The 16,175-nt window shown below is 64.4% G+C and carries 14 protein-coding genes and 1 pseudogene; 10 read left to right on the top strand and 5 right to left on the bottom strand.

The window, feature by feature from the left end:
• Nucleotides 1–78 precede the first annotated feature (78 nt).
• From ACFFC4_RS20805 to ACFFC4_RS20770, 8 genes are all read left to right on the top strand, one after another.
• Complete coding sequence (locus ACFFC4_RS20805; RefSeq protein WP_375504448.1) at nucleotides 79–642, top strand: recombinase family protein; 564 nt, start codon at nucleotides 79–81, stop codon at nucleotides 640–642.
• A gap of 167 nt (nucleotides 643–809) precedes the next feature.
• Complete coding sequence (locus ACFFC4_RS20800; RefSeq protein ID WP_375504446.1) at nucleotides 810–2,048, top strand: hypothetical protein; 1,239 nt, start codon at nucleotides 810–812, stop codon at nucleotides 2,046–2,048.
• 303 nt (nucleotides 2,049–2,351) lie between these two features.
• Nucleotides 2,352–3,869 carry an N-6 DNA methylase gene (locus ACFFC4_RS20795; RefSeq protein WP_375504444.1) on the top strand — a complete coding sequence of 506 codons (1,518 nt, stop codon included), beginning with the start codon at nucleotides 2,352–2,354 and terminating at the stop codon, nucleotides 3,867–3,869.
• Nucleotides 3,866–5,062, top strand: a complete 1,197-nt coding sequence (locus ACFFC4_RS20790; protein ID WP_375504442.1) for a restriction endonuclease subunit S — start codon at nucleotides 3,866–3,868, stop codon at nucleotides 5,060–5,062. The genes ACFFC4_RS20795 and ACFFC4_RS20790 overlap by 4 nt, the downstream gene beginning before the upstream one ends.
• A gap of 32 nt (nucleotides 5,063–5,094) precedes the next feature.
• Nucleotides 5,095–8,511 carry a DEAD/DEAH box helicase family protein gene (locus ACFFC4_RS20785; RefSeq protein ID WP_375504440.1) on the top strand — a complete coding sequence of 1,139 codons (3,417 nt, stop codon included), beginning with the start codon at nucleotides 5,095–5,097 and terminating at the stop codon, nucleotides 8,509–8,511.
• Between the two features lie 74 nt (nucleotides 8,512–8,585).
• Nucleotides 8,586–8,753 (top strand): recombinase family protein, encoded by a 168-nt coding sequence (locus tag ACFFC4_RS20780; RefSeq protein WP_375504438.1) that lies wholly within the window; start codon nucleotides 8,586–8,588, stop codon nucleotides 8,751–8,753.
• A 24-nt stretch (nucleotides 8,754–8,777) separates the two neighbouring features.
• Nucleotides 8,778–9,122: a hypothetical protein gene (locus ACFFC4_RS20775; RefSeq protein WP_375504436.1), complete on the top strand. Its 345-nt coding sequence runs from the start codon at nucleotides 8,778–8,780 to the stop codon at nucleotides 9,120–9,122.
• Nucleotides 9,119–9,478 carry a hypothetical protein gene (locus ACFFC4_RS20770; RefSeq protein ID WP_375504435.1) on the top strand — a complete coding sequence of 120 codons (360 nt, stop codon included), beginning with the start codon at nucleotides 9,119–9,121 and terminating at the stop codon, nucleotides 9,476–9,478. The genes ACFFC4_RS20775 and ACFFC4_RS20770 overlap by 4 nt, the downstream gene beginning before the upstream one ends.
• 42 nt (nucleotides 9,479–9,520) lie before the next feature.
• Here the strand turns inward: ACFFC4_RS20770 and ACFFC4_RS20765 are convergent, their stop codons facing one another.
• The 4 genes and pseudogenes from ACFFC4_RS20765 to ACFFC4_RS20750 form a co-directional block, all read right to left on the bottom strand.
• Complete coding sequence (locus tag ACFFC4_RS20765; RefSeq protein ID WP_375504433.1) at nucleotides 9,521–9,850, bottom strand: hypothetical protein; 330 nt, start codon at nucleotides 9,848–9,850, stop codon at nucleotides 9,521–9,523.
• Nucleotides 9,847–10,104 carry a hypothetical protein gene (locus tag ACFFC4_RS20760; RefSeq protein WP_375504431.1) on the bottom strand — a complete coding sequence of 86 codons (258 nt, stop codon included), beginning with the start codon at nucleotides 10,102–10,104 and terminating at the stop codon, nucleotides 9,847–9,849. The genes ACFFC4_RS20765 and ACFFC4_RS20760 overlap by 4 nt, the downstream gene beginning before the upstream one ends.
• A 610-nt stretch (nucleotides 10,105–10,714) precedes the next feature.
• Nucleotides 10,715–10,900: pseudogene (locus tag ACFFC4_RS20755) on the bottom strand (IS21 family transposase); the annotation flags it as partial.
• A 603-nt stretch (nucleotides 10,901–11,503) separates the two neighbouring features.
• A complete protein-coding gene (locus tag ACFFC4_RS20750) occupies nucleotides 11,504–12,697 on the bottom strand; it encodes an S-layer homology domain-containing protein (RefSeq protein WP_375504429.1) in 1,194 nt (397 codons plus the stop codon).
• 230 nt (nucleotides 12,698–12,927) lie between these two features.
• On the opposite strand from ACFFC4_RS20750, the gene ACFFC4_RS20745 reads away from it, so the two are divergent.
• The gene (locus tag ACFFC4_RS20745) at nucleotides 12,928–13,371 is read left to right on the top strand and encodes a Clp protease N-terminal domain-containing protein (RefSeq protein ID WP_375504427.1); all 444 of its coding nucleotides are present in this window, start codon (nucleotides 12,928–12,930) and stop codon (nucleotides 13,369–13,371) included.
• A 461-nt stretch (nucleotides 13,372–13,832) separates the two neighbouring features.
• Entirely contained in the window at nucleotides 13,833–14,426 is a 594-nt protein-coding gene (locus ACFFC4_RS20740; protein ID WP_375504425.1) for a hypothetical protein, read from the top strand.
• Between the two features lie 189 nt (nucleotides 14,427–14,615).
• Here the strand turns inward: ACFFC4_RS20740 and ACFFC4_RS20735 are convergent, their stop codons facing one another.
• A complete protein-coding gene (locus ACFFC4_RS20735; RefSeq protein WP_375504423.1) occupies nucleotides 14,616–15,893 on the bottom strand; it encodes a hypothetical protein in 1,278 nt (425 codons plus the stop codon).
• Between the last annotated feature and the right edge of the window lie 282 nt (nucleotides 15,894–16,175).

Here is a 16,175-nt window from a genome sequence, read left to right as displayed (position 1 = left end):
CACCGGTCACCACGATCAGGAACCCGACTTACACCACTCGGCGGGACTCTCCCGGGCAACCACCAGAAGGAGCACCACATGTCCCAGCTCATCGGGTACGCCCGCGTCTCCACACCAGACCAGAACCTCGACCGGCAGATCGACGAACTACGCGCCCATGGATGCGAGCGGATTTTCTCCGAGGCCGCCTCCGGCAAGCGGGGAGCCGACCGCCCGCAATGGCACGCCTGCCTGGCGCATCTCCGCGCCGGCGACACGCTCGTCGTCGTAGAGCTGTCCAGGCTCGGCCGGAACACCGGGGACCTCGGCCGGCTGCTCGACCACCTCGATGAACAGCGGGTTGGGCTTCGCATCCTGAACCTCGGCGTCGACACCGCCACCCCCGCCGGGCGGCTGGTGTTCACCATCGTCGGCGCCGTGGCCGCCATGGAACGCGAGTTGCTGGTAGAGCGCACCCAGTCCGGCCTTGCCGCTGCTCGTGCCCGTGGTCGAGTCGGTGGCCGCCGGCGCTCGTTCACCTCCGCCCAAGAACGCGAGGCCCAGCGCTTGTACGACCTACGCCAGCTAACTGTCGACCAGATCGCCTCGGCGGTCGGCACGAGCACGACAACGCTGTACCGCTACCTGCACGTCCACGACTAGCCACCCCACACCCTGACCCCGCGGCTGGCCTTCGGGCCGGTCGCGGGGTTTTCTCACTTGAGCCACTGGCAGATGGGCCGGGGCGTTGGAGGTGTCTGCGTGACGGCGGTCGCCGATGCTGAACGTGTCAGGACACAGAAGCTGGGTTTGTGTGTCAAGGTGCCCGGATGGATTACGCAGTCGAGTTGCCGGTCTCGTCAGTCGCGCAGGCGCTGGAGATGGTGCCTGACGTGCCCTTCTTGCTAGTGACGATCGATTCTCCGGCCGGTGAGCGTCGCCGCACGGACGCGGTCGTGCTGCGGCCGAGATCAGCAAACAGCGTGTTCGGTCCCGAAGTGGGAGCGGGATACGGCGACCTTCCTCAGATCGCGCTTCTTTGGTTCGAAACTCTGGAGCCCATGTACGCCGGGCATCCTGGCTCGGTGTGGCCCATCGAAACCGCTCGCCGGGAATCAGATAGCTGCGTCACCTTCAGCGGGCCTGCCGGTACGGCGACGCTACGAGCACCCGATCTCAACTTCGCGGCCCGACTGGGGGGCTGGGCCGACGTACTGCATGAGGCGACACTTCCAGCGGATGCGGACCTCCACCAGCTACCGGTGAACCGGAAGGAACGGTTCTACACCGGAACGGTGCTGCCGACGATCGTCACCGGCAACGGGTTTGCCGACCTGAATCGTCTAATGGAATTGTGCGGGTTGACGGACATCGACCTGGACGATCTCGACGTCGTGCAGTTCTTCACTGAGTACAGCTTCGCCGAGTCGGTCTACACCGACGCCGATAAGGCTCGCTTCGCCCATCGTCCGAAGAACGCCGACACTCCAGATGTCGTCCTTCGCGGGCCAGGCTGGTTGTTGGCCATCGAGGCGAAGATGTTTCATCGGCCCAACGCGGCCTCCTTGAACGCGCAGTATCGCCGGCAGAGCGTGCTGGTCGACTACTGGGCCGCGCGTCTGGGAGCGAATCCCGTGGCTGTCCGGCATGTTCTGCTGCTGCCGCAGGCCCTGGCAGCAGAAACCGGACCGGGATTGCAGGCACCGGTCATCACCTGGGAGTCCCTGCTCGTCGCGTACCGGAACACGGCACCGGCCTACTGGCTGAAGGTGCTACGCGAAGCACTACACCGATACCCCGAACTGGCCTCGAAGGACTCGCTGTGGGGTCAAAACGCTGAACAGAAGTTGGCCGGCGCCGAGATCGTCGCCGCTTCGGAAGCAGGGGACCAGTCGGTTGCATGGGTCGGCCGTTCCGGCGGGGTCAACGGCAAGCTCTTGGCTGCGGACATCGCTTCTGGCGAATGGAAGACCAAGGCTTACGAGGTCAGCTCCGCGTTGCCGGCGGGTAAGGCCACGAACTGGTTTCCGGTCGCAGAGTTCATCTCTCGCGTCATGGGTGCCAAGTAGGTTGGTCCGCTCGCTCAACATGCACCACCGGGGAAGTAAAGGTGACAGGCCACCGCGGTGACTACCGCGCCTGCTCGTCGCGTATCTCGTCGTAGGTTGTGCCTAGGTACTTCGCCTCGGCGGTGGGCACGAGCACCACCATGCTCTACCGCTACCTGCAGGTTCCACGACTGACCAACTCGCACCAACCCCGCGGCCGGCCTTCGGGCCGGCCGCGGGGTTTCGTGCTTTCCAGGGTGCCGGATCGCCCGCTTCCAGACGTGTTAGCGCCACCGCAGAAACCGCCCCGGCTATTCTGCCGACGTGATCACCGGTGAGCTGAAGAGCAAGGTCGACCAGGTCTGGAACGCCTTCTGGTCCGGCGGGATCTCCAACCCGCTCGAGGTGATCGAGCAGATCACCTACCTGCTGTTCATCCGGCGGTTGGACGAGCTGCAGACCATGGCCGAGAACAAGGCCAACCGGACCGGGAAGCCCGTGGAGGGCGCCATTTTCACCGGCCCCGACGACGAGCGGCGGTGGAAGAACTTCCGCCAGGTCGGCCCGAACGAGATGTTCACCATCGTCGCCACCGAGGTGTTCCCGTTCCTGCAGACCCTCGGCGGCGAGGGATCGACCTACTCGACCCACATGAAGGACGCCCGCTTCACCATTCCCAACGCCGGCCTTCTGACCCGAGTCGTGGACATGCTTGCCGAGATCCCGATGGTCGACCGCGACACCAACGGCGACCTGTATGAGTACATGCTGGGCAAGATCGCCAGCGCCGGCCAGAACGGACAGTTCCGCACACCCCGCCACATCATCCAGCTGATGGTCGAGATGATGGCGCCCACGGCCAAGGATGACATCTGCGACCCGGCCTGCGGCACCGCCGGGTTCCTCGTCGGCGCGAGCGAGTACCTGCGCCGCGACCACCCGGAGCTGCTGCTCGACGCCGAGTCCAACCGGCACTTTCATCACAGCATGTTCCACGGGTACGACTTCGACGGCACCATGCTGCGGATCGGCAGCATGAACATGCTGCTGCACGGCATCGAGGCACCCGACATCCGTTACCGCGACTCCCTCTCCGACGGCGCCAGTGGCGACGCCGAGCTGTACTCGCTCATCCTGGCGAACCCGCCATTCGCGGGCTCACTCGACTACGAGTCGACCGCCAAGGACCTGCAGCAGATCGTGAAGACGAAGAAGACCGAGCTGCTGTTCCTTGCGTTATTCCTGCGGCTGCTCAAGATCGGTGGACGGGCCGCCGTCATCGTGCCCGACGGCGTGCTGTTCGGGTCGTCAAAGGCGCACAAGGAACTGCGGCGCACGCTCGTCGAGAATCAGAAGCTCGACGGTGTCGTCAAGCTGCCAAGCGGCGTGTTCAAGCCATACGCCGGAGTCTCCACAGCCATCCTGATGTTCACCAAGACCGGCGTGGGCGGCACGGACAACGTCTGGTTCTACGAGTTGACGGCCGACGGCTGGTCGCTCGACGACAAGCGCGGTCCGCTGCTGTCGGACGACAAACTCGGCGTGCGCCCGACAAGCCCTCTGAACGATGGCGATCACGCGAAGAACAACTTGCCCGATGCGCTCAAGCGATGGCGGGGACGAGATGAGGAAGAGCGGTCGGACGAGCGAACAGCGCAGTCCTTCTGCGTGCCAAAGGCCGACATCGCTGCCCATGGCTACGATTTGTCGCTCAATCGCTACAAAGAAGTAGTCCACAAAGAGGTAGAGCATCGCGCGCCACTTGAGATCATCGCCGACCTCGAAGCTCTCGAGGGCGACATCCAACAAGGCCTTGCCGAGTTGAAGGCAGCGCTCCGTTGACGGCTCGCCTGGCACGGCTTGGCGAGGTCGCCACCCTCCAGGCAGGAGTTGGGTTTCCCGTCGATCTTCAAGGGCGGAACTTTGGCGACTACCCGCTGGCGAAAGTCGGCGACATTTCGAGAGGGGGACGATCGGGCAACTCGATACTTGCGACTGCAGATCACTTTGTCGACGAGAACGACCTGCTTCGCCTTCGGTCGAGGCCCGTGCCCGCCGGTAGCGTCCTATTTGCCAAGATCGGCGAGGCTATCCGGCAGAACCACCGGGTTGTTGCCGGGCGGGCAATGATGATCGACAACAACGCCATGGCGGCCATTCCCGGGCCGGAAGTTGCCAGTCGCTACCTCTACCACTTCCTACGCACGGTCGACCTCTATGCACTTGCGTCATCCACCACGGTCCCGGCGCTGCGCAAGAGCGAGCTTGTTCATATTCGACTACCGCTGCCGGCACTCGAAGAGCAGCGGCGGATCGCGGACATCCTGGACCGCGCCGACGCACTGCGCGTCAGGCGGCGCGAAGCCCTCACCCTCCTCGACGACCTCACACAGTCGATCTTTCTCGACATGTTTGGCGAGCCTGCGACGAATAGCAAACAGCTTGAGATGGGAATCGTCGGTGAAGTCGCCGATGTGCAAGGGGGTCTCCAGGTGAGCAGTGCGCGCGCCCGCCTACCGACCAAGGTCCCATACCTCCGGGTGGCCAATGTCCACCGGGAGAGGCTCGACCTATCCGAGATCAAGACCTTGAACGCGACTGACTCCGAGATTGCTCGTACTAGCCTGCAGACTGGCGACCTCCTTGTCGTTGAAGGCCATGGCAACCCGAACGAGATTGGACGATCGGCACTGTGGGACGGATCTGTGTCCGGCTGCGTGCATCAGAATCATTTGATCCGAGTGAGGTTTGATCAAGAGATCATCGACCCGCAGTTCGGCGCGGTGTATCTGAACTCGTCAGCTGGAAGACGTTTCTTGCTTCGTTCTGCAAAGACGACATCTGGTCTCAACACAATCACCACAACCGACGTGAAGCGGACCCCGATAAGCCTGCCGCCGCGGCATGACCAACGTGCATTCGCGGTTCGGCTCGACCTCGTGAAACGAACCCGGCACGAGAACGATGCCCAGCTCCTCTGGATCGACGAGCTATTTGCGTCCTTACAGCAACGAGCGTTTGCCGGACTCCTCTGAAATGATCCAGGTCGGCAAGCGGAAGGAGCGCGGTGAGTAACTTCGCGTTCCTGCGTCCCGAGTGGCCCGCACTTTTCGCCGAGGCCGCACGCGCCGAGCGAAACGGTGTTGCTGATCCGCGGACCTCGTGTTTCTACGCGCGGCGATGTCTGGAGCTGGCGGTCAACTGGTTGTACGACGCCGACGTCGCGCTGGTGAAGCCGTACCGGGACGATCTGTCCGCGATGTTGTTTGAGCCATCGCTGCGGGCGCTGGTCGGCAATGACATTCAGGCGAAGATGGACCTGATCCGTAGCCAGGGCAACGGTGCGGTGCATAAGACCCGGCCGGTCACGACGAGCGAGTCGATCCCCACTTTGGGCCAGCTGTTCCAGGTGTTGTTCTGGATAGCGAGCCGCTACTCCCGCGACCCCAACAATGTGCCCGACGCTGGGCTCAGGTTCGACGCTGCGCTGATCCCGCGGCCGGTGCCGGCCGAGGTGCGGTTGAAGCGGCAGGCCGAGCTGCAGGAGCAGGAGCGCCGCCTGCACGAGCAGGACGAGCAGCTAGAGCGGGAACGCGAGCGAAGCGAATCGCTCGAGGCCGAGCTTGTCGCATTGCGGGCGCAGGTCGTGGTGGCCAAGGCCGTCAACGAGGCGCGTCCCGATGACCACGACTATGACGAGGCCACGACCCGCGACCTGTACATCGACGTGATGTTGAAGGAGGCCGGCTGGGCGCTCGACCGCCGCGAGGACCGCGAGTTCGAGGTCTCCGGGATGCCGAACAACCAAGGCAAGGGCTTCGTCGACTACGTCCTGTGGGGTGATGACGGCAAGCCCCTCGGTCTGGTCGAGGCCAAACGCACCCGCCGGGACGCAACGGTCGGTCAGCAGCAGGCCAAGCTCTACGCCGACTGCCTTCAGGCCCGGTTCGGGCAGCGGCCGGTGATCTTCTACACCAACGGCTACGAGACGTTCCTCTGGGACGACACGACCTACCCGCCGCGGCAGGTCCAGGGTTTCTACACCAAGGACGAACTCGCCCTGCTGGTGCAGCGGCGCACCACCCGCCGCGTACTCGCGGAGCTGCCGATCAACGCAGAGATCGTGGAGCGGCATTACCAGCACCGTGCGATCCGCCGTATTGGTGAGGCGTTCGAGACCGGAAACCAGCGCCAGGCCCTGGTGGTGATGGCCACCGGCGCTGGCAAGACCCGCACGGTGATCGCGCTGGTCGACCTGCTGATGCGGGCCAACTGGGCCAAGCGGGTGCTGTTCCTCGCCGACCGGGTCGCGCTGGTCAATCAGGCCGTGAACGCCTTCAAGGCTCATCTGCCCGAGGCGTCACCGGTCAACCTGGTGACCGAGAAGACCACCGACGGCCGCGTCTACATCTCCACGTACCCGACGATGATGGGGCTGATCAACGAGGGCGCCGGCGACGAACGCCGCTTCGGGCCGGGTTACTTCGACCTGGTGATCATCGACGAAGCCCACCGCTCGGTGTATCAGAAGTACGGCGCGATTTTCTCCTGGTTCGACTCCCTGTTGGTGGGGCTCACCGCGACCCCGAAGGACGAGATCGACCGCAACACCTACCGGCTGTTCCACCTCGAGGACGGCGTCCCCACCGACGCCTACCCCCTCGACGAGGCCGTGACCGAGGGCTACCTCGTCCCACCCCGCGCGGTCAGCGTGCCGCTGAAGTTCCCCCGGGAGGGCATCAAGTACGACGACCTCACCGACGAGGAAAAGGACGAGTGGGACGCCCGCGACTGGGACGAGGACGGCGACGTCCCCGATCTGGTCGTGTCCGACGCGGTGAACAAGTGGCTGTTCAACGCCGACACCGTCGACAAGATGCTGGCCACCCTGATGACCACCGGCCACAAGGTGGCCGGCGGTGACCGGCTGGGCAAGACGATCATCTTCGCCCGCAACAACGCCCACGCCGAGTTCATCCGCGACCGCTTCGACGCCAACTACCCCGAATACGCCGGGGCGTTTGCCCGGGTGGTCACCTACAAGACCGAGTACGCCCAGACCCTGATCAACGACTTCTTGATCAAGGACAAGGCGCCGCACATCGCCATCTCGGTCGACATGCTCGACACAGGCATCGACGTGCCCGAGGTCGTCAACCTCGTCTTCTTCAAGCCCGTCAGATCCAAGACCAAGTTCTGGCAAATGCTCGGCCGCGGCACCCGGCTCTGCCCCGACCTCTACGGCCCCGGAGACCACAAAACCGACTTCTACATCTTCGACTTCTGCGGCAACCTCGAGTTCTTCAACACCGACCCCGCGGCAGCCGACGGACGCCTCGCCGAGTCCCTAGCGCAAAGGCTGTTCAAGGCCCGCCTCGAGCTGATCACCGGCATCGACCACACCCTCCCGCAGGACGTAGCGGCAGTCGAGACCGCGGACGGCACCACGAGCGAGATCGCCCTGCGCCGCGACGTCGCCTACAGCCTGCACGACATCGTTGTCGGCATGAACGTCGACAACTTCGTCGTCCGGCCCAAACGCCGCTGGGTCGAAATCTACGAAGACCTCGACCGGTGGGAGAACCTCACCCGCCCAGAAGCCGGCGAGGCGGCAGAACACCTCTCCGGGCTGCCCAGCACCGTGCGTGACGACGACGAGCAGGCCAAACGGTTCGACCTGCTCATCCTGCGGCTGCAGCTCGCGGTGCTCAACGCCGAGCCCAGCTTCGACCGGCTCCGCGACCAGGTCCGCGAGATCGCCTCTGCGCTGCTCGAGGTCACCAACATCCCCGCCGTGCGTGAGCAGCAGGAACTGCTCGACGAGATCGCGGGCGAGGACTGGTGGGTCGACGTCACCTTGCCGATGCTCGAACTCGTTCGCCGTCGCATCCGGCTGCTCGTGCGATTGATCGACAAGGCTCGCCGCCTGATCGTCTACACCGACTTCGTCGACCAGCTCGGCGAGGCCACGGAGATCACCCTCTCTGGCCTGCCCGTCGGCACCGACATGCAGCGCTTTCACGCCAAGGTCCGGGTCTACCTACGAGCCCACGAAGACCACGTCGCCCTACAGAAACTCCGCCGCGCACTACCCCTCACCGCGACCGACCTCGACGAGCTGCAACGCATGCTCGCCGAATCCGGCCTCGCGCAACAGGCTGACCTGGACGCGGCAGTTCAGCAGGCGAAAGGGCTCGGCCTCTTCGTCCGGCGGCTCGTCGGACTCGATCGAGACGCCGCGGCCGAGGCGCTGTCCACCTTCATCAAGGGCCGCACGCTCACCGCCAGCCAACTCGACTTCGTTAACCTGATCGTCACCTACTTGACCGAGAACGGCGTCATGGAGGCCGGCCAGCTTTATGAATCCCCGTTCACCGGCCTCGCGCCGCTAGGACCGGAGTCGCTGTTCACCTCAGACGAGATCGACGTTCTTGTCGCCGCACTCGATCAGGTACGGGCGAGCGCATCATCTGACGTTGCGTAAACACGAAGCGGCTGACGTGAGCCTGCAGCGCGGCATGGTGACCGCGGCTGACCGCTCCCGATGTGCGCGCGCGGATGGTGGCCCTGATCGGCGAGAGCGTGAACGCGGCCGACACCGCCGCGCTTCTCGACGCGGACGGCGTACCGACGCCCAACAGCGGTGCGCGGTGGTACCCGTCGACCGTGCGCCGCATGATCGAGTCGGCTCGGCTCCAAGGGCTCGTCGTCGAAACGTTTGCTTGATCACGCAGTGGTTTACTTCTCGGCATGGAGGAGGAGCAGCCAGAGGAGTCTTCGGCGTCGCTCGGCCGCGAGCAGCAGCTCAGGTTTGAAACCTCGGTGCTCCGGGGCGGGCGCTTTGTTGCTCTAGCTACTTCTGCGCTAACTACGGGTGCTGGTGCCGTCTCGGCGTTCGTTGGTTTCACGAAGATCGGGGGCGCGAGCGCCGTCCTGGCCATCATCGGCGCTGCACTAGCCGCAACGGTTCTCGCAACCATGGACAGGTGGATTGTGGCGGGTACACCTCGTGAGCGGGATCAGCATCCTGTCTGGTCCCTCGCAGACGACGCCTGGGAACAGGTCGTTCTGGCGCATCACCTGGACGAGAAATGAAGTGGTCGGACGCGGCCACCAGTGAGGCGCGCGCAATGTTGCGAGCGCATGGAGAGGATCTTTACGGCGAAGCAGAGCGTGTCGCTGAGCGGGCCTACGCAGATACTGTTTCGGCCGCGTACGTTCGTCAGGCGGCGGCTAACACGGGCCTTCGGCAGCCCTCAAACAAGGTCGCGGACGTTGCGCTTGCGGTTGGCCCCATGCTTACGGGTATCGGCGCCGGTGTCGGCGTGGTCTATGTGACCAGCGCAGATCCGATCAAGCTCGGATCGGTAGGCCCCGCTGCGCTTGCAGTTGCACTTCTGGGCGTACTGCTTGACGGTATAGGCATCGCGCTCAAGCTCAAGCGACGCTGATGGTCGAGAGGCTCGACAGCCGCCGCTTTTGGGGGCCTGTCGCTACGCCCTCCGCCAAGCGTTTACGAACACGTTGGCCAATGCCACGAGGTCGACACCAGCAAGAACCGATCCAGCGACATCGTGACCTGTCGCGATCACGGCCGCCGACATGCCGGCGACGCCGAGCACGACGATCATTGTCAACCAAATGCTGAGAACGCGGGTCGAGTGGTCCCATCGGTCGAGCCGATCTTGACGGGATGCCTGCCACTGCATATCGACTCTTACCATGCCCATGACAAACTCCGCTGAACCAGGACTGATTCGCTCCAGGGTCTCTAGCTCGTCGGTGTCGAACAGGCTGTCATACGGCCTTGCCGGGTCAGTCACCGCTGTCTCGGCTCGTCGAACAGACCCGGTTGACCGACATTATCTTCCAGGTCGCTGGCCGATAAAGTTGCCTCGCGCACGATCTTCAAAGCAGACATGAGGTCAGCAATGATCTTGTCGCCAGCGCGTTGCACTGCGTCGAACTGAGACGTTGACGCTAACGCGGAGCCCATGTTTGAGTTCGCGAACAGTTCCGTTGTTCTGGCCGCCATCATCTTCTGGACCTCGGCAAGATGTTTCAGCTGCGCTTCCATCTGAGCAAGTTTCCGTGCCTGTGCCCCCTGCTGGGCTCGGGAAGTAATCTCTCGTAGTTCAGCCTCTTGTAGTGCAGTTCCGGTTAATGCAGCTTCAAGTCGCGCAGCCTCTGACAACGCAGCTTCGAGTCGCGCAGCTACGAGAGGTTCCGGTACGGGACTCCGGTGCGATCGCCCTAAACCCTCTGAAGCGGCAACCGCTTGGTTTACGCCGAGAGTCCTAAACGGTTGATATTTTTCTTGCCGGCCGACTGGCTCCGTCGCCGCGTACTTCCTGCGCCAGCTAACGTCGTACCTCGTCGCCGCCCGCCGCAGAGGGCTAGCACCGGGCCTCAACGGCGCGGGACTCATAGCGAGCGCTTGACTGCATGCCAACCAGATGGCTTGCAGACGGCCCATCGACACTCCACCTCCTTCTACATCAAAGCTCAGCTCTGAGAGTACCGACCACCACCCGCTGTGCCCTGACGGGAGCCAAGCGGCGCTGGCTCTCGCCGCGTGGCCGTAGCGGGCGCTTCCGGCGGCCCAGGCCCGTCGCCAACGAGACCGGCGGTTACCCCAGGAGCGCCCACTGCGGGCCAACCGTTAGGGTCGCCAGTCGGACCGACGCGAACGGATCGATCGCCGGCCGCGCCCTCGCCGGGTAGGACTTGCGCGGCGGCGGAACTGCCGCAGCCAGCGCCTGTCGCACTGTCCGTCGATGCACACCGTGCTTGTCGGCCAACTCGCGGATCGACAACTCCTCAAGCCGCCGGTCCCGCCTGATCTGCTCGAACAGTTCCACCCTCGACCGCACCTGACCGACCTCCCGCCGACAACCGGACGGGACGATCTGAACCAGGGTGGGGCCAACATTCGTGACGACACACCGCACCCACCCAGGCGGAATGGTCACCACCCCAGGTGGGGCCAACATTCATGCAGAACGACGACCGAAGTGGGGCCAACTCAGGTGATCACACGCATATTGAGGTGTGCCACCGCAGTTCCCGCCCTAGCCAAGGCTTTTTGGCGCAGCTGTTACGGAGTCAACTGTCGCCGAAGTCGGCGGTGGGTCCGTACTGCCCAGGCGGGCGCCGAAGTACCCGGTGCCGAGCGACTGCGGTCCCACGGCGCGACAGGGGCAGTCGACGTGGGTGGTGTGGCAGGCCCGGCAGGTGAAGTCCCCCGCTGCGCCCCGTGGAGGTCGCAGATCGACGTGCCCAGCGAGACGTTCGGCGAGCGCAGCGGCTTCCCGCAGTTGCGGCAGTCGGCCGGCGCGTAGTCGTACCGCTCGATCCAGTGGCCGCTGGGGAGCTGCTCGAGCCGGGTCACGCCACCGACGGTACGGCCCGGGAACGACAGTAAGCCGCCCGCCAGCCGATGAGGGCTGACGGGCGGCTGGTCGACTGCGGTGCTGCTAGTGCGTTGCGGTGTAGAGGCGGTGCAGGAACGCGGCCATCGCCTGGCGGGTCACGGCTTCGGCGGGGTGGAACCCGCCGTCGCTGTAGCCGGTGGTGACCTTCTCGCTGACCAGGTAGTTGATGTCGCCGCAGAATTGGTTGGACGCAGGAACATCGTTGAACGCCGCCGTGGTGCAGGCCGGGGCGGTCTTGCCCGGGTTAGCGAGCCGGTAGAGGAACGCCGAGGTGGCCTGACGAGACACTGCGGCCGTCGGGTGGAACCCGCCGTCGGCGTAACCGGCGATCGCGCCAGAGGCCTTCAGCGCCGCGATGTCAGCGCAGAACGGTGAGCTGGTGGCGACGTCGGGGAACGGCTTCGTGGTGCACGCGGCTGGTGTGGTGCTCGAGTTGGCGTAGCGGTAGAGGAACGCCGCCATCGCCTGACGGGTCACCGACGCCACGGGCTTGAAGGTGCCGTCGGCGTAGCCGGTCGCGATCTTCTGGTCGATCAACCACGTGATGTCCGGGCAGAAGGGGTTCGAGGCCGAGACATCATTGAACCCCTTGCAGGTGGTCGACGCCGGCGGGGTCAGGGTGGTCCCGCCACCACCACCCCCGCTCGCGCACGATGACGTTAGGGCGACTCGCCCCACGTCCAAAGTTGGGCCAGACGAGTTGAACTGGAACTCTAGAACTGTGCCAGGAGAAACCCCGTTAATTATTTGCGTGTCCTTATTGCCCTTGGCGATGGGATCGTCCACGATGAAACCGCCTGTTGACGGAAAGATTATGCGGTTCCAGTCCTGGCTGGCGTTAGTCGCGTCGTAGGCGACGGTCACATTTCCGCTGCAGTCGACCGACCCGACGGAAAAGGTCGGCGTGACCACTGCCGCCGGGACAGTTGCAGGACACGTCAGAGCAGTACGATCTACGACGTAGTCGTAGTCGTTCGGAGCAGAAGCGCGAACCAAGGCGTAGCCGTCGGACGAGAATTGCGGCGAAATCGGTAGAGTAAAACTCACCGTTTCGCTCTGGCCAGCGATAACAGTCAATTGTTGAGTCGTCAGGGGTTCTTCGTCCCCTTGCGGATCTGACGGCTCGAGGGTGCCATCGATGTCCAGCGAATAGCTAGTCTGAAGCTGAGAGGCATCGTAGTGGAAACTGAACGTCACCGCCGACGCGGTGCCAGCCGTGCAATCTACGCTGGCCACCGGCGAACTGTAGACAACAGACCCATTGGTCTGCGGAGGGGCGGTGGATCCTGCGACTGCGGCACCATCGCCGAACGCGAGAACACCCGCGCCGGTCACGGCAACAGCGCACCCCGCAACCAATGTTCGACGTAACAGCGGTTTCCATTCGCTAAACCACAAAGCAATCCTCCTACGGGGCTCAAGAACCATTTAGGCAATGCGTCGGAATCTACCTGCACCCAGAGGTTTTGACGAGTTCAGCAATCGAAGTCGGTCTGCCCCTTCTTAGCTGGGCAGGCGCCTTAACCTCGACGGGTGGCCAGGCACCCGACGATGCGCACCGCAGACGGTTCATCACCACCGACCACCTGCTGCTGGGCATGCTCACTGACCGCCGCAACCTTGGTGCACAGATGCTGACCGGTCTGGGCGTCACCGTCGAGGTCGTACGCAAGCGGCTTGGCTACCCCGCCCGTAGGCGTGATCTGAGCAGCGAGATCACCTCAGACGTCATCGCCCTGCGCAAAGAGAACGAAGCGCTGCGCGCCGCCATCACCGAGATGCGGCCGTTCTTCGACCGCGCAGTACGGAGCGCGGCCTCGGGCGGCGCTGAGGACCGGTCGCGGGCTAGCGAGGTCCTAGCCAGGGTTGCAGCCGGCGAGTTCGGGGAACCACGCCACCTGCTGGAGTAGCCCCTCGTAGTCACCGGGCCGTCAAGGGCAGGGCCTTCTTGTCGGCCACCACCGCCAAGCCGCAAGCCTCGCGCAGCCGCCCAGCGTTGCCGAGGAGCTAGAACAAACCTCGGTCGGGACCTTTGCCTCCCCCATGGATGTAAAGTCAGCGTTAGTGTCAGGGTTGAGCAGATCGCATGCGGGGGCATTGGCGGTCAGTCAGGAAGGTCCTCTGCGAGGGATTTGCGACCTTCCACATGCTCGGCGTTGCGCCCGGTGCTCCCGATCGTGAGGGCATCGGGCTTGATGCGCGCGCTGGGCGTAATCGCCGATTCAGCATCTCGATCGACCCCGGCACTGGTGTCGCGGCGAACGGAACCTCACGACCGTGATGGACCTGTTCTCGTCCTGAGCCCGGGCTTGGCCAGCCCGGGGAAGCGCGTGCCTGCGGGACTGTCGGACACCGGGGTTAGGTTCCCGACATGAGCGACGCCGCCCTGGCACTAATCGCCGCGCTTGCCGCAGCGGCACTCACGGGTTTGTCATCCCTCGGAGTGGTGTGGTTCCAGGAACGGCTCCGAGGCAAAGCCGAGGATGCCGATGCACTCATCCGGGTCGTTACGGAAATGCTCGCGCGGTCGCTCGCTATGGCCTTGCGTGCTCGGACGCTCGGCGACGCGGCCAAACTCCGATCGGGTGTCGGCGAGGGCCTCGACATCCTCTTTCGCATTAAGAAGCCGATCGAGCCTCTCGAACTGCACGACTGGCTGCAGCAGGACTACGGGCCGCTGAACGCGGCGTGGTCGGACATTCTGAGTCGTGGAGATCGGAAGGTCGTTACGTCGGCGAACCGGGTGATGATCGCCTGCGGGGTCTTGATGTCAGCCGCTACGGACATACAGCCTGCTTTCGGCGCGACTGCGAAGCTCCGCCGCACGGTCGCCGGCGAGAAGTGGACGACTGAGATGCTCGGCGCTTTGTCCGCGGCACAAAAGGACCTGGAGCAAGCACGCAAGAATTTGATCATGGTTGCCCGCGACAAGCTCGGGCGTGATGTCATCGACCCGTTCGGTTGATTGGGTACGGCCGAGTTTGTTGAGCGCATCGCCGACCGACTCGGGCTGCCGGTGATCGGCCTGCTTCATCGCCACGGGGCTGAGGCCGGCATGGGGGGACGACATTGCCTCCAGTTGGACCGGCTGGGCGCAGTTCGCGGCGAAGTCGGGTGCAAAGCGGTGCCGAGGGTTGTTGTTGCCAAACCTGGCTTACTCGTGGGCGATCGCCGACCCGTTGGTGACCACGATCCACCGGTCGGTGAGCACACTGAAGCTCTGGCTGCCGGTGACTACGCCTCGCCGGTTCCGAGCTGTTGCCGACCAGTTGATCTTGACTAGATCAACACCCTGGTGCGGGATCACCGTCACCCCGTCGCCCCGCATCTCCTGCTCGGGGTGCAGGTCCCCCATCGACCAGACCGCGCGCCAGACGGGACCAGCTCGCTCAACAACTACAGCGCCCGGCGCCTGGGACGCCAGGTGCAGGTCGGCCGCACGCGGAACCTTGGTAGGCGCAGCCAGAATGGAGAATGGGGAGTCGTTGTATTTCGGACGGCGTGGCAGCCTGCTGTTAGGCGGAGGCAAGTCGAATACGTCGGCTGCTTCGGCGTCAATCTTGACCATGACTCGGACGGCGTCCATCGTGGTGTCTTCCGGGTTGATGGCGGTGACCCGGAGTTTATTCGCGGCCGTCCGACACGCGGCGCCGCGAACGACGGCCGGAAGAAGGGTCCGGCACGTCTGCAGATAGTCGTGCACTTCGCGCTCGAACGCGGGCCGGCGGTCTAGTGGGCCGCCAAGCACTCCTGGGCCTGTCAGGAACTGGTCGAGGGTCGTGCCCGTCTTGCGGGGGGTAACAGGCGCCCCCGCCGTCACTTCGCGGCGCTCTTTACTCAGCCACTCGGCCACCGTGACGGTATTTGAGTAGTCCTCCACCCAAGCGAGGCCTGGGCTGGCGACTGAACCGACTACGGTGAGGCCGATCGCAGGTACCTGCTGTCCGCGGGCGCGCCGGTCTTCCAGCATGGCGATCTCGCCGGGCGTCGCGGTCTCGGTCTTGGCCTGGCCCCGCACGAAGATGGCCCCGGCCCGGGCGGTATCAGATTCCTTCCGCAGCGGCTTGATCCGGTCGCCGTACTGCGAAGCCTCAATTGTGACCACAAGGACTGTCTTGTCGCCGACGGCGACGTACCGCGGAGACCAGCGCGGCGCGTCGGCCCCGGTGCCCAGGTATGGCGCCAATCCATTCTCCAGCACGGCGAAGTCGACAGTGGTGATGCCGTGGCAGCCGTCGTGGTCCGCACCGACGATCACGTAGGCCGTGCCCTCGCACCACTGTGCCGCCGCCTCGGGGTCGCGGTTCGACATGCCGAGTACCGCGCGAGCCACAGCGAACTGGGCACCCTTGGTGGACAGGTCGAGCGTGGACTTCAGCTCCAGCCAGCCCGTCTCGTCGTGCTCGGTCCCGGCTATCACGGCCGCGATCAAGCTGGTGAGTTCGGCGTTAGTGCGGAACGCGCGCGAGGTGTTGATTGTGAGCGCCACACCAAGATCGTCCCACCACAGGCGTCAGAGCTGCTCATCGAAGCTCGGAGGCTCGGAGGCGTCCTCAAGAAACCGTGTGGCCGTCAGTTGTGTGCAGATGGAAGGTCATCAGTGGACGACTCGGCCGAAAAATCACTACGGTCCCGTACATGGAACTGATCCGCACTTACGGGAGAGTCCCGCCGAGTGGTGTAAGTCGGGTTCCTGATCGCGGTGACCGGAGTG

The sequence above is a fragment of the uncultured Jatrophihabitans sp. genome (assembly GCF_964244045.1).
Classification (GTDB): domain Bacteria; phylum Actinomycetota; class Actinomycetes; order Mycobacteriales; family Jatrophihabitantaceae; genus Jatrophihabitans.
Note: the sequence above shows the minus strand (reverse complement) of the source record. Positions and strands in the feature narration are given on the sequence as shown.

Excerpts from the sequence above, each read along its gene's own strand:
- ACFFC4_RS20805 (WP_375504448.1), top strand. The coding sequence starts at position 79 with ATGTCCCAGCTCATCGGGTACGCCCGCGTCTCCACACCAGACCAGAAC.
- ACFFC4_RS20740 (WP_375504425.1), top strand. The coding sequence starts at position 13,833 with ATGAGCGACGCCGCCCTGGCACTAATCGCCGCGCTTGCCGCAGCGGCA.
- ACFFC4_RS20800 (WP_375504446.1), top strand. The coding sequence starts at position 810 with ATGGATTACGCAGTCGAGTTGCCGGTCTCGTCAGTCGCGCAGGCGCTG.
- ACFFC4_RS20780 (WP_375504438.1), top strand. The coding sequence starts at position 8,586 with ATGGTGGCCCTGATCGGCGAGAGCGTGAACGCGGCCGACACCGCCGCG.
- ACFFC4_RS20760 (WP_375504431.1), bottom strand. The coding sequence starts at position 10,104 with ATGGAAGCGCAGCTGAAACATCTTGCCGAGGTCCAGAAGATGATGGCG.
- ACFFC4_RS20770 (WP_375504435.1), top strand. The coding sequence starts at position 9,119 with ATGAAGTGGTCGGACGCGGCCACCAGTGAGGCGCGCGCAATGTTGCGA.
- ACFFC4_RS20775 (WP_375504436.1), top strand. The coding sequence starts at position 8,778 with ATGGAGGAGGAGCAGCCAGAGGAGTCTTCGGCGTCGCTCGGCCGCGAG.